Origin of the sequence: Streptomyces sp. NPDC017940 (assembly GCF_044328435.1) — a bacterium.
Taxonomy (GTDB): domain Bacteria; phylum Actinomycetota; class Actinomycetes; order Streptomycetales; family Streptomycetaceae; genus Streptomyces.
On sequence record NZ_JBIRHJ010000004.1, the window covers coordinates 645270 to 658280 of the forward strand.

Below are 13011 nucleotides of genomic sequence, written 5' to 3' on the forward strand. Positions count from 1 at the left end.
CCCCGCCCCGACGCCTACCGGCACCCCGCACGCCCGGCGCCCCCGGCGCACCTCGCACGCCACGCACCTCCCCCACCCTTCGCTCGCTCCACGGGCAATCCGCCTTGTCCGCGACCCGGTTCCCCTCTACGCTGACTTTGTGCCGCCACTAAACAAAACCACGTCCGGGGCGCGTGGAGCCACCTCCCCCGCACTGACCCGGCTCCGTGCCGCCCTCACGCTCTTCTTCGCCCTCGACGGCTTCGTCTTCGCCGGGTGGGTGGTGCGGATCCCGGCCATCAAGGAGCAGACCGGGGCCTCGGCGAGCACGCTCGGGCTCGCGCTGCTCGGGGTCTCGGCCGGTGCCGTGGTCACGATGACGCTGACCGGGCGGCTGTGCTCCCGCTTCGGGAGCCGTCAGGTGACGGTGGTCTGCGGCGTGCTGATGCCCCTGAGCGTGGCGCTGCCGCCCCTGACGCACTCGGCGCTCGCGCTCGGCCTGGTGCTGCTGTTCTTCGGGGCCGCGTACGGCGGGATCAACGTGGCGATGAACAGCGCCGCCGTCGATCTGGTGCGCGCGCTGCGGCGCCCCGTGATGCCGAGCTTCCACGCCGCGTTCAGCCTCGGCGGCATGCTCGGCGCCGGCCTCGGCGGCCTGGTCGCGGGACATCTGTCCCCGACCCGCCACCTGCTCGCGCTCACCGTGCTCGGTCTGCTGCTCACGGCGGCCACGGCTCCCACGCTGCTGCGGTACGAGGTGCCGCCGGTGCCCGGTGGCCACGACGCGGCACGTTCCGGTGACCCCGGGGCCTCCGGTCGTTCCAGGGCCTCCGGGGACTCCGGGGCCGCCGGTGGTTCTGGGGACTCCGGTGACTCCGTCGAGTCGGCGCGGCTCGACGCCCGGGGCCGTGCGGCGCGCCGCACCCGGGGGCTCGTCCTCGTCTTCGGTCTGATCGCGCTGTGCACGGCGTACGGCGAGGGGGCGCTCGCGGACTGGGGCGCGCTGCACCTGGAGCAGGACCTGGACGCCCATCCCGGGATCGCGGCCGCGGGCTACTCGTGCTTCGCCCTCGCCATGACGATCGGACGCCTCTCCGGCACGGCACTTCTCGAACGCCTCGGCCGCACCCGCACCGTCGTCGGCGGCGGGTTGCTCGCGACGGCCGGGATGCTCCTGGGCGCGCTCGCCCCCTCGGTCGGCGTGGCGCTCGCCGGTTTCGCCGTCACGGGGCTCGGGCTCGCGAACATCTTCCCCGTGGCGGTCGAGCGGGCCGGGGCGCTCGCCGGTCCCAGCGGCGTGGCGACCGCCTCCACCCTCGGCTACGGCGGCATGCTGCTCGGGCCGCCCGCGATCGGGTTCATGGCGGACTGGTTCTCACTGCCGGTGGCCCTGACGAGCGTGGCCGTGCTCGCGGCGGTGGCGGCGTGCATCGGCGCGGCGGCGGGCCGTACGCCGACGCCGGGCAACCGCGCCGCGGAGGCGAGCGCCCAGCGGCCGGAGCGCACGCCCGTACGCTGAAGCGGGGGCGCCGCCCGCACGCCGAAGCAGGGACGCCGCCCGTACGCGGCGGCGCGCATGCCCCTGCGGCCCGCATGCCCCCTGCGATGCGCATGCCGTACGGTGCGCATGCCCCTGCGGTGCCCGCGGAGCCCCGTACGCGGAAAAAGTCCCGCGCCCCGCGACCGTACCGTGTTGCACAATCCCCCCATGAAGACTGCCGAGCACATCGAAGTCCTGGACCGCGAGGGGACGTTGCTGGCGAGCGCCGCGCAGGAAGCGGGGCTCGACGCGACCGTCCCCACCTGCCCCGACTGGCGGGTGCGCGATCTGCTGCGGCACACCGGCGCGGTGCACCGCTGGGCGGCGGGGTTCGTCGCGGAGGGCCACCCCGCGCCCCGTCCCATCCGGGAGGCGCCGGACCTGGACGACGCCGCGCTCCTCGACTGGTTCCGCGAGGGGCACGCCGGTGTGGTCGCCGCCCTGCGCGAGGCCCCGGACGACCTGGAGTGCTGGTCGTTCCTGCCCGCCGCGTCACCGCTCGCCTTCTGGGCGCGCCGCCAGGCCAACGAGACGGCCGTCCACCGCTACGACGCCGAGTCCGCGCGCGGCGGGTCGCCCACGCCGGTGGGCACGGAGTTCGCGGCGGACGGGATCGACGAGCTGCTGCGCGGGCTCCACGGGCGTGCCAAGAGCCGCATGCGGACGGATGTCCCGCGGGTGCTGCGCATACGGACCACGGACGCGGGGGCCGTCTGGACGGTGCGCCTCTCCGAGGACATCCCCGTCACCGAGTCCGGCGGGACGGCGCCCGCCGACTGCGAGGTCGCGGGACCGGCCGGGCAGCTGTATCTGGCCCTGTGGAACAGGGAACCGTTCCCGCAGGTCACAGGGGACGCGGAACTGGCCGAGCGATGGCGCGAGCAGGCGGGGGTCTGAGCGGTCGGTGGCCGGGGGCGGTCGGGCACCCGTGGGCGGGGCGGGCACCCTCGCGCCCGGGCCCGTTCCCCTCGCCGCCCAGACCTGGGCCGGGCGATGCCGCTCAGGCCCTGGGCTCCGCGCCCGGCAGCATCCGGGCGAGGACCGCCCGCTGCACGGGCCGCGCCTCGGCGTGCACCTTGCTGCCCTTGCCGGTGAGGCAGACCCGCACACCGCGGCGGTCCTCGTTGCACATCCCGCGCTCGACCAGGCCGTCCTTCTCCAGACGGCCGATGAGGCGGGACAGCGCGCTCTGGCTCAAGTGCACCTGGCAGGCGATGTCCTGGACGCGGAAGGCGTCGGTGCCGTCCTCCGCGAGTCCGGTGGCGAGCACGTCGAGGACCTCGAAGTCGCTCGCCCCCAGGCCGTGCGGATGCAGCTCGCGGTCCAGCTCGCACTGGGTGCGCGCGTGCACCGCGAGGATGTCCCGCCACTGGTTCACGAGCCCCTGCTCGGCGTCAGTCTCCGCCGGCCCGGCCTTGGTCGCCGCCATGTACGCACGGTAGCAAAGTTCAGCATTTATTGCACATGAATTAAATGCACTTGCATTCAATGCATGCGCATGGAAATCTGCTCCGCATGACTTCTCCGCTCCCTCCTGCCTCCACGTCCCCGGAGCGCTGGACCCCGCGCCTGTGGGGCACGCTGCTCGTGCTGTGCGCAGCGATGTTCCTGGACGCGCTCGACGTGTCGATGGTCGGCGTGGCCCTGCCCTCCATCGGCTCCGAACTGGACCTGTCCACCTCGTCCCTGCAATGGGTCGTCAGCGGCTACATCCTGGGCTACGGCGGTCTGCTGCTGCTCGGCGGCCGGGCGGCCGACCTGCTCGGCCGCCGCGAGGTGTTCCTGATCGCCCTCGGCGTCTTCGCCCTGACCTCGCTGTTCGGCGGGCTCGTCGACTCCGGTCCGCTGCTGATCGCCAGCCGCTTCGTGAAGGGCCTCAGCGCCGCCTTCACCGCGCCCGCAGGCCTGTCCATCATCACGACCACGTTCGCCGAGGGCCCGGTCCGCAACCGCGCCCTGTCCATCTACACCACCTGCGCCGCCGCCGGCTTCTCCCTCGGCCTCGTCCTGTCCGGCGTACTGACCGAGGTCAGCTGGCGCCTCACCATGCTGCTGCCCGCGCCGATCGCCGTGCTCGCCCTGCTCGCCGGGCTCAAGCTCATTCCGCGTTCCCCCCGCGAGGAGAAGCGCGGCGGCTACGACGTGCCGGGCGCCGTCACCGGCACGGCCTCGATGCTGCTGCTCGTCTTCACCGTCGTGCAGGCGCCCGAGGTCGGCTGGGCCTCCGCCCGCACGCTGCTCTCCTTCCTCGCGGTGGCCGTACTGCTCGCCGTGTTCGTCCGCATCGAGCTGCGCACCGCGAGCCCGCTGATCCGTCTCGGCGTGCTCCGCTCGGGGCCCCAGGTCCGGGCCCAGCTCGGCGCGGTGACGTTCTTCGGCGGCTATGTGTCGTTCCAGTTCATCGCCACGCAGTACCTCCAGTCGCTGCTCGGCTGGTCGGCCCTGGAGACGGCACTCGCCTTCCTGCCCGCCGGTGTGATCGTGGCCCTGTCCGCCACCAAGATCGCCGGTGTCATCGACCGGTTCGGCACCACCCGTGTGATCGTGACGGGCTTCGCGCTGCTCGTGGCGTCGTACGCGCTGTTCCTGCGCATCGACCTCTCGCCCTCGTACGCCGCCGTCATCCTGCCGTCGATGATCCTGCTCGGCCTCGCCTGCGCCCTGGTCTTCCCCTCGCTCAACATCCAGGCCACCAACGGCGTGGACGACCACGAGCAGGGCATGGTCTCCGGTCTGCTCAACACCTCCATCCAGGTGGGCGGCGCGGTGATCCTCGCGATCACCACCGCGGTCATCACGGCGTCCGACGACGGTTCCGCCGAGGGCGCCGCGTCCCCGCAGGCCGTCCTCGACAGCTACCGCCCCGGCCTGGTCCTCGTCACCGTGTTCGCGCTCGCGGGTCTGCTCATCAACCTCACCGGGCTGCGGTCCCGGCGCAGGCAGCGGACCGTGGTCGTGGCGAAGTCGGCGATCGCCGCCGGGCCCGCGGCCTCGTCGGCCCCCGCGGCGCACGCGTCCGGTGCGACCGCTTCCGAGGGCGAGCGGGTCACCGTGGGCGACTGACTCCGGGACCCCTCCCGTACCCCGGCTGCCCGGTGGGTTCCTTGCCCACCGGGCAGCGGGCTGTTTCACTCGCGGTAAGCGGACGACGTACGTACGGGGAGACCATGGAGCGGGACACGGGCCGCCGCCGGCGCAGCCGGGCCGAGCGGGACGCCGTCACGATCGAGATCGGGTACGCGCTCGTGAGCGCGACGGTGCTGGCGCTCGCCGTGATCGGCGTGGTCGTGGCGGGACCGGCGCTGGCGTTCGACCCGCCCGAGGTGGTGGAGCGCGTCCTCCTGCGCGTGGGCGTCGCCCTCGCGGCGGCGGCGTTCGCCGTCCGGCTCGTGACGGTGCTGTGGCGGTTCACGGCGCGCGAGCGCGCGCGGCGGGCCGCTCTGGACGGCGGGGCTCCGTACGGGGGCATGGACATCGCCGCGTACCTGGAGGAGCGCGGGGACGGCGGGGCGGATCAGCCGAGCCAGCCGGGCCGGACGAGGCCCGACTCGTAGGCGAGCACGACGAGCTGGGCCCGGTCCCTGGCGTGCAGCTTCACCATGGTGCGGCTCACATGTGTCTTCGCGGTGAGCGGGCTGACGACTAGGCGGCGGGCGATCTCCTCGTTGGAGAGGCCGATGCCGACGAGCGCCATCACCTCCCGCTCGCGTTCGGTGAGCTCGCTCAGCGCCTCGGCGGCCGCCGGCTCCTTGGAGCGCGCGGCGAACTCCCCGATGAGGCGGCGCGTCACCCCCGGCGAGAGCAGCGCGTCCCCGGCGACCACCGCCCGTACCGCACGCAGCAGTTCCTCGGGTTCGGTGTCCTTCACCAGGAAGCCCGAGGCGCCGGAGCGGATGGCCTCGAAGACGTACTCGTCCAGCTCGAAGGTGGTGAGCATGACCACTTTCACCCCGTCGAGGTCCGCCTCGCCGGTGACGCGGCGGGTGGCCGCCAGGCCGTCGAGCACCGGCATGCGGATGTCCATCAGGACGACGTCGGGGCGCAGCAGGCGCACCAGGCGCACGGCCTCCTCGCCGTCCGGCGCCTCGCCCACGACCTCGACGTCGGCCTGCGCGTCGAGCAGCGCCCTGAACCCGGCGCGGACCAACGACTGGTCGTCGGCGAGCAGTACGCGGATCACTGGTCCTCCTGGGGAGCCGTGGGGCCGGTGCGGGTGGGCAGGACCGCGGTGACCCGGAAACCGCCGTCCGGGCGCGGACCGGCTTCGACGGTGCCGTTCAGGGCGGCGGCCCGCTCCCGCATCCCGGCGAGGCCGTTGCCGCTTCCGCCCGCACGGGCGCCGGTGGCGGGCCCTTCGTCGTCGACGCTCAGGGTCACCGCGTCGGGCGCACGGCGCACCAGGACGCGGGCGGTGCGCGAGCCCGAGTGCCGCACGACGTTGGTCAGGGCCTCCTGCACGATGCGGAACGCGGCCAGGTCGGCGCCGGGCGGCAGGGCTTCGCCGCGGCCCTCCGTGGTGACGGTGACCGTCAGGCCCGCGCTGTGCGCCTGCTCGACGAGTTCGGGGAGGCGGTCGAGTCCGGGGGCGGGGGCGCGGGGTGCGGCGCCCGGGGCGCGGAGGGTGTCGAGGACCTGGCGGACCTCGCCGAGCGCCTCCTTGCTGGCGGCCTTGATGGTGGTCAGGGCCGTGCGGGCCTGCTCTGGGTCGGAGTCGAGCAGGGCGAGGCCGACGCCCGCCTGGACGTTGATGACGGAGATGCTGTGGGCGAGCACGTCGTGCAGCTCCCGCGCCATGCGCAGACGCTCCTCGTCGGCGCGGCGCCGGGCGGCCAGCTCGCGTTCCTCGCGCTGCCTGGTCCACTGCTCGCGGCGGGTGCGGGCCAGCTCGGATACGGCGATGACGGCGACCACCCAGACGGCCGCGGCGATCTCCTGCCCCCAGGGCTCGGCCTCGTCACCCGCGGGCGGCAGCCACCGGTACAGCCAGTGCGCGAGCAGGACGTGCCCGGCCCACAGCGCCCCGACGGCACCCCACGCCGCCCCGCGGTGCCCGGCGACGACGGCCGCGAAGCAGGCCACGGCGACGGTGACGAAGACCGGACCGTAGGGGTATCCGGCGCCGAGGTACACCAGGGCCGTCCCGGTGACGACGTACACCACCGGCACCGGGCGCCGGTGGCGCAGCAGGAGCGCGGCCGTGCCCGCGAGGAGCAGGGCCCGCGCGTAGCCGTCGACCGGCTCCCTGTCGGGCTGACCGTGCGTGGCGAACGTGGTGCCGAACTGCACGAAGCCGGTGAGCAGCACGGTGGTCGGCCAAGGCAGCCGCGACCCCGCACCCCCGAGCCGCCACCACACGGGGCCGTCCCGCCACCAGGGCGGGCCCGTGGGATGCCGCCCCGGCGCCCCCGCGCCCGCCCGCGGCGCTTCCGCGGAGCCCGACGGTGACTCCGTGGAACGCGACGGCGGCCCGTCCCCGTCCCGGGGCGGGCCGCCGTCGGCCTCGCGTCCACGCTGTTCTTCCATGGCGGTCACGCTAGACCGCGGGCCCGGTGCCGGGCGTCCGCCGGGCGAGGTGATCAGGTGTACTCCCGGTGGAGTACGAAGTCCCGCACGGAGAGCGCCGCCCCACAAGGGGGGAGCTACTTGTCCATCCGGCTCAGGACCCGCCCCGCCACCGGATGCGTCCGCACGATCTCCGCCAGCGTCGTCGCACCACGGGTGATCTTCGCGAAGGCGTTCCACGCGGGCCGGAAACCGGTGATCGCGGTGTGCAGCAGGCCGGGGCGGCGCTCGAAGACGGTCAGCATGCGGCGGCCGACGCTCATCTCGACGCCGAGGCCGGCCTTGACGGCGAACGCGTAGTTCAGGGCCTGGCGGCGGGCGTCCACCGCGTCGTGCGCCTCCGCGATCCGCACCGCCCACTCCCCCGCGAGCCGCCCGGAGCGCAGCGCGAAGGAGATGCCCTCACGGGTCCACGGCTCCAGGAGCCCCGCCGCGTCCCCGCACACGAGGACGCGTCCACGGGACAGGGGCGAGTCGTCACTGCGGCAGCGCGTGAGATGGCCCGAGGAGATCGCGGGCTCGAAGCCCGCGAGGCCGAGGCGGGCGATGAAGTCCTCCAGGTACCGCTTCGTGGCGGCGCCCTCGCCGCGCGCGGAGATCACACCGACGGTGAGCGTGTCCCCCTTGGGGAACACCCAGCCGTAACTGCCGGGCATCGGACCCCAGTCGATGAGGACGCGGCCCGCCCAGTCCTCGGCGACGGTCGAGGGCACCGGGATCTCGGCCTCGAGACCCAGGTCGACCTGGTCCAGCTTCACGCCGACGTGCGACCCTATGCGGCTCGCGCTGCCGTCGGCGCCGACGACCGCGCGGGCCAGGACGGTCTCGCCGCCCTGGAGGACGACGGCGACCGTGCGCCGGTCGGGGACCGCCGGGCCGTGCTGCTCGACGCGCACCACCGTGGCACCCGTGCGCAGCTCGGCGCCCGCCTTCTGCGCGTGCTCGACGAGCTGCTGGTCGAACTCGGAGCGGTCGATGAGGCCGAACAGCATGCTGCGGGAGCGCCGGGTGCGGGAGAACTTCCCGTCGAGACAGAACGTCACCGCGTGCACGCGGTCCCGCAGGGGCAGCTCGAACCCGGGCGGCAGCGCGTCCCGCGAGGGCCCGATGATGCCGCCGCCACACGTTTTGTACCGCGGCAGTTCGGCCTTCTCCAGGATCAGTACGCTGCGTCCCGCGACGGCCGTCGCATAGGCCGCCGAGGCGCCCGCGGGGCCCGCGCCGACCACGACGACGTCCCACACCTGCGCCGCGTCGTCCGCTGAGTTCTCGCTGCTCACGTTGGTCTTCCGCTCCCGATCCCGCTCTTGGCCGCGCTGACCGCGCTCTCCTGAGGCATCCTACGGCGCACGTCCGCGCGAACCTCCTGTGGGAGGATCACCCGCATCCCCGTACAACGTCGCACCCACGAGGAGCGTGCCCATGTCCCCGCATCCGGTCGCCGCGACCGTCGCCTCTCTCATGCCGAGGGCAAAGGCCGAACTCACCGAACTGGTGGCGTTCAGGTCGGTGGCGGACTTCGAGCAGTATCCGAGGAGCGAGAGCGAGGCCGCCGCGAACTGGGTGGCCGACGCGCTGCGCACCGAGGGCTTCGAGGACGTCGCGCTGCTCGACACCCCGGACGGCACACAGTCGGTGTACGGGTATCTGCCGGGCCCCGAGGGCGCCCCGACCGTCCTGCTGTACGCGCACTACGACGTGCAGCCGCCGCTCGACGAGGCGGGCTGGGCGACGCCCCCCTTCGAGCTGACCGAGCGCGACGGCCGGTGGTACGGGCGGGGCAGCGCCGACTGCAAGGGCGGCATCGTCATGCACCTGCTCGCGCTGCGCGCCCTGAAGGCGAACGGCGGCGTCCCCGTGCACGTCAAGCTGATCGCCGAGGGCTCGGAGGAGCAGGGCACGGGCGGCCTCGAGCGGTACGCGGAGGAGCACCCGGACCTGCTGCGGGCCGACACGATCGTGGTCGGTGACGCGGGCAACTTCCGGGTGGGGCTGCCGACGGTGACCGCGACGCTGCGCGGCATGACCCTCGTACGCGTACGGATCGACACCCTGGAGGGCAATCTGCACTCCGGGCAGTTCGGTGGCGCGGCGCCCGACGCGCTCGCCGCACTGGTGCGCGTGCTCGACTCGCTGCGGGCGGAGGACGGCTCGACGACGGTCGAAGGCCTCGCCGCCGACGGAGTCTGGGAGGGCTTGCAGTACGCGGACGCCGACTTCCGCAAGGACGCCAAGGTCCTGGACGGGGTCGAGCTCATCGGTCGGGGCTCGGTCGCCGACCGCATCTGGGCGCGCCCCGCCGTCACGGTCCTCGGCATCGACTGCCCGCCGGTGGTCGGCGCGACGCCGTCGGTGCAGGCGAGCGCGCGGGCGCTGATCAGCCTGCGGGTGCCGCCCGGCATGGACGCGGCCGAGGCCACGAAGGCGCTGCGGGCCCATCTGGAGTCGCGCACTCCGTGGGGCGCGCGCGTCACGACGGAGCAGACAGGTCAGGGACAGGCGTTCCGCGCGGACACCACGAGCCCCGCCTACGAGGCGATGGCCGCGGCGCTCAGCGAGGCCTACGACGGCGAGAAGATGCAGGCCTCGGGCATGGGCGGCTCGATCCCGCTGTGCAACACGCTGGCCGCCCTGTACCCGGAGGCGGAGATCCTGCTGATCGGTCTGAACGAGCCCGAGGCGCAGATCCACGCGGTCAACGAGAGCGTGTCGCCCGAGGAGCTGGAGCGGATGTCGGTGGCGGAGGCGCTGTTCCTGAAGCGGTACGCGACGAGCTGACCGTCTTTTACACACCGCGGCTGCCGTGGGCGGGTCCCCTCCGCCCACGGCAGCGCGCGTCGGCCTCCGAATACCGGCGGCCGCCCCACGCACCCCGCTTCTCCCTGTGGTCGGGGAGCGTCTTCGCGTCTCCGGTGCCGACGCCTGCATTCTCGCCAGGCGGTGCGGCGCGGTCCGGTCCGCCGCATTTCGCGAAATTCCATATTCAGCTCGGGATTCCGCCTACGGCCGCCTCATATCTGCTGCTCAGGCGCTTCCCCGCTGCTGTCACGGCCGGGCTCGGCACCTCGCTCTCTCGCGCCGAAAAGAGACTGCTGCACCTATCGGTCAAATGCTAGAAGGGTGCGATCGGGCGGAAATTCGAGGCACCGGTCACGGGTACCGAAACATGGGGGAAACGGAATGCTCAGGATTCACTTCACCTCGGACGATCTCGCGCGCACACGCTTCGCCGAGGAACCCGATCCGATGTGGGAGGTGAACATCAGCCTGCACCGGCTGCAACGCCGCGACGCCTCCGTGCTCTTCGGCCCCTGGCGGCGGCGGGTGGCCCCACGGCTCCCGGCCGGCCTCCGGCTCCTCACCGCCCTGTCCCCGGCCCGCGGCTACACCTGCGACTTCCTCACCCCGCGGACCGGGGCGGGGCTGCGGGCCCAGACGACCGCGCTGCGCGCCGTGCCCCGCGCCAGGCTGCGCGCGGAGCTGGAGACCTTCGGGCGCTGCAACCCGGGGCTCCGGCTGCCCGCGTGGACCGCGGACCTCGCTGCCGGGTCCGCCACGGTGCTCGGCCGCATCGCCGACACCACGCACGCGTACTTCGACGCCGTCCTGCGACCCCACTGGGGGGCCGTCCACGGCGCGGTGCGGCGCGACGTCGCCCTGCGCACGCGGAGTCTCGCGCACGGCGGGTGGGCGGCGGTGTTCGCGACGCTGCACCCGTCCGCGCGCTGGGACTATCCGGTCCTCGCCCTGGACTTCCCCGTCGACCAGGACCTCCACCTCGAAGGCCGCGGGCTGCTGCTGCAACCGTCGTTCTTCTGCCGCTACCGCCCGACAGCCCTGTTCGACCCCGCCCTCGAACCCGTCCTGGTCTATCCGATCGAGCACAGCCCCGGCTGGGAGCGCCCCGCCGCCACGGCCGCGCGCCCCGCCCTCGGCGCCCTCCTCGGCCACGCCCGCGCCCTGCTCCTCGAAGCCGCGGCGGACGGAACCTTCACCACGGCCGAACTGGCCCGGCTCACCGGCCTCACCCCGTCCAACGCCAGCAGGCACCTCACCGCGCTGCGCGCGGCCTCGCTGGTCTCGAGCCACCGGCACCGCAACACCACGCTGCACGGCGCCACCGCGCTCGGGGTCTCGCTCCTGGAGGGGCGGCAGCCGCTGCTGCCCGCCTGAGGCGCGTCCGGTTCAGCCGCCCACCGGCTCACCCGCCTCCAGGTACAGCGCCGCACCCCGCTCCCGCGCGCGGAGGGCCCAGCGCAGGCGTGCGTAGCGCACCGGGGGCAGCAGCCGTTCGGCCTCGGCCTCCGTGACGAAGCGCCAGGCGCGCAGTTCGGGGCCTGGAAGGAGCATGTCCTCGACCTCGGCACCGGCGAGCCTGCCGCCGTCGAAGAGGAAGCGCATGCCGCCGTAGCCGGGCGGCTTCGGCGCCTCCCAGTCGGCGACCAGGAGCCTCGGGGTGCCGCGGAGCCGGATGCCGGTCTCCTCGGCGACCTCGCGCACGCCCGCGCGCGCGGGAGCCTCGCCCGGCTCCACCACACCGCCGGGGAATTCCCAGCCCGCCTTGTACGTCGGGTCGACGAGCAGCACCCGGTCCTGCTCGTCGAAGAGCAGCACCCCGGCGGCGAGGGTCTCCGCGGTGGGCTCGGGGGTCTGCACGATGTCGCAGACGGCGGCGGCTCCGGTGCGTACGGCTTCGGCGACGCGCTCGGCGGTCTCGTACGGCGTCAGGGTGCTGGTGTCGACGCGGTGGGCGTCCGCGCCGAGCCAGCCGGCGAGCGCGGCGGAGTAGGGCTCGATGTGGTCGAAGGACCACTGCCGGACGCGCAGTTCGCCGTCGGGGGCGTCCAGGGGGAACTCGCGGCGGGCGATGCGCGCACGCAGGATCGTTTCGTCCGGGGCGAGCAGAACATGGCGTACGCCGATGCGGCGGGCGGCGAGGCCCCCGAATATCTCGTCGCGGTACTCCTGGCGCAGCAGTGTCATCGGCACCACCAGGACGCCGCCCACCTCGGCGAGCAGACCGGCGGCCGCGTCGACCACCAGGCGCCGCCAGATCGGCAGGTCCTGGAAATCGCTCACCTCGGCGAGGCGCTTGGCGGGCAGCAGGTGCGGGAGCGCACCGCCGATGACCTCGGGGTCGAAGAGCGTGCTGTTCGGGATCAGCTCGATCAGTTCCCGTGCGGCGCTGGACTTGCCCGCACCGAACGCGCCGTTGATCCAGACGATCACGGTTCCCCCTCTTCTGTTGGCCCCCAGTGGCTTGCCCGCAACACACTGCCACGGAAACCAGCCGCTGATGAGGGCGGCAATGCGCACTCCAAAGGGCCGAGCACCCTGTCAAGGCCCTCCTATCAACTTCCGCCTATCGAGTGTCGTCCCTCCCACGTGAATCGTTCCCTCACTTCGCGGTCCCTCGGCGCCCGATACGGTGATCCGCCAGGCACCCCGGCCCCTGGTGACCTGCTCGTTCCGGCTGCCTCACGGCACCCGCACCCGGCCGCGCTCGGGCTGGGACTTGCTCTGGGGGGATTAGTGCATCAGGACGAACTGAGCCATTTCACATACGACGCCCCGGAATCGCCGCCGCCTCATGTGTACGAGGTCGGGGACGCCACCGTCATCGAGCTGTGCGGTGAGGTCGATCTCGTGGCGCTCCAGCAGACCACGCCGCTGATCGACACGGTGACCGCGGGACCCGCGCGGACCGTCGTGCTCGATCTGTCCCGCACGACGTTCATCGACTGCTCGGGTCTCGCCCTGCTCATGCGGGCCAGGTGCCGCCTCGACGCCAGGGACGCCCGCCTCGGCGTGGTGTGCACCGACCGGATGTCCCTGCGCGTCATGGGCATCACCGGCCTGAAGGCGACGCTGTCACCGGTGGCGTCGGTGCGCGAGGCCCTCGCCCACGCGCAACCGGACCTCTGACGCCC

12 protein-coding genes are annotated in these 13011 nt (G+C 73.6%); 7 read left to right on the plus strand and 5 right to left on the minus strand.

Translation table 11 applies throughout. From position 1 onward, the window contains the following. Positions 1–139 precede the first annotated feature (139 nt). Entirely contained in the window at positions 140–1498 is a 1359-nt protein-coding gene (locus tag ACH4DX_RS17160) for an MFS transporter (protein WP_398155677.1), read from the plus strand. A 189-nt stretch (positions 1499–1687) separates the two neighbouring features. Continuing rightward, the gene (locus ACH4DX_RS17165; RefSeq protein ID WP_398155678.1) at positions 1688–2416 is read left to right on the plus strand and encodes a maleylpyruvate isomerase family mycothiol-dependent enzyme; all 729 of its coding nucleotides are present in this window, start codon (positions 1688–1690) and stop codon (positions 2414–2416) included. Positions 2417–2519: 103 nt separating this feature from the next. On the opposite strand, the gene ACH4DX_RS17170 is transcribed toward ACH4DX_RS17165, so the two are convergent. After that, positions 2520–2948, minus strand: a complete 429-nt coding sequence (locus ACH4DX_RS17170; RefSeq protein WP_398118442.1) for a MarR family winged helix-turn-helix transcriptional regulator — start codon at positions 2946–2948, stop codon at positions 2520–2522. An 86-nt stretch (positions 2949–3034) separates the two neighbouring features. Here ACH4DX_RS17170 and ACH4DX_RS17175 point away from each other — a divergent pair, with 86 nt between their 5' ends. Beyond that, positions 3035–4582 (plus strand): MFS transporter, encoded by a 1548-nt coding sequence (locus ACH4DX_RS17175; RefSeq protein WP_398118440.1) that lies wholly within the window; start codon positions 3035–3037, stop codon positions 4580–4582. Between the two features lie 104 nt (positions 4583–4686). Then, complete coding sequence (locus tag ACH4DX_RS17180; protein ID WP_398155679.1) at positions 4687–5073, plus strand: DUF6332 family protein; 387 nt, start codon at positions 4687–4689, stop codon at positions 5071–5073. Here the strand turns inward: ACH4DX_RS17180 and ACH4DX_RS17185 are convergent. The 3 genes from ACH4DX_RS17185 to ACH4DX_RS17195 all read right to left on the minus strand — a co-directional run bounded on the left by ACH4DX_RS17185 (position 5034) and on the right by ACH4DX_RS17195 (position 8361). Further along, complete coding sequence (locus ACH4DX_RS17185) at positions 5034–5699, minus strand: response regulator (protein ID WP_398155680.1); 666 nt, start codon at positions 5697–5699, stop codon at positions 5034–5036. The genes ACH4DX_RS17180 and ACH4DX_RS17185 overlap by 40 nt on opposite strands. Then, on the minus strand, positions 5696–7042 hold the full coding sequence (locus tag ACH4DX_RS17190; protein WP_398155681.1) for a sensor histidine kinase: 1347 nt from the start codon (positions 7040–7042) through the stop codon (positions 5696–5698). The genes ACH4DX_RS17185 and ACH4DX_RS17190 overlap by 4 nt, the downstream gene beginning before the upstream one ends. Before the next feature lie 116 nt (positions 7043–7158). Continuing rightward, positions 7159–8361 (minus strand): geranylgeranyl reductase family protein, encoded by a 1203-nt coding sequence (locus ACH4DX_RS17195; RefSeq protein WP_398155682.1) that lies wholly within the window; start codon positions 8359–8361, stop codon positions 7159–7161. Positions 8362–8503: 142 nt separating this feature from the next. On the opposite strand from ACH4DX_RS17195, the gene ACH4DX_RS17200 reads away from it, so the two are divergent. Both ACH4DX_RS17200 and ACH4DX_RS17205 read left to right on the plus strand, forming a co-directional pair. After that, positions 8504–9859, plus strand: a complete 1356-nt coding sequence (locus ACH4DX_RS17200) for a dipeptidase (RefSeq protein ID WP_398155683.1) — start codon at positions 8504–8506, stop codon at positions 9857–9859. Positions 9860–10261: 402 nt separating this feature from the next. Next, complete coding sequence (locus tag ACH4DX_RS17205; protein ID WP_398155684.1) at positions 10262–11254, plus strand: helix-turn-helix domain-containing protein; 993 nt, start codon at positions 10262–10264, stop codon at positions 11252–11254. 12 nt (positions 11255–11266) lie between these two features. Here ACH4DX_RS17205 and ACH4DX_RS17210 read toward each other — a convergent pair whose 3' ends face one another. Beyond that, the gene (locus ACH4DX_RS17210; protein WP_398118426.1) at positions 11267–12310 is read right to left on the minus strand and encodes an NUDIX domain-containing protein; all 1044 of its coding nucleotides are present in this window, start codon (positions 12308–12310) and stop codon (positions 11267–11269) included. 303 nt (positions 12311–12613) lie between these two features. On the opposite strand from ACH4DX_RS17210, the gene ACH4DX_RS17215 reads away from it, so the two are divergent. Further along, the gene (locus ACH4DX_RS17215; protein WP_398155685.1) at positions 12614–13006 is read left to right on the plus strand and encodes an STAS domain-containing protein; all 393 of its coding nucleotides are present in this window, start codon (positions 12614–12616) and stop codon (positions 13004–13006) included. The last annotated feature ends 5 nt before the right edge of the window (positions 13007–13011 follow it).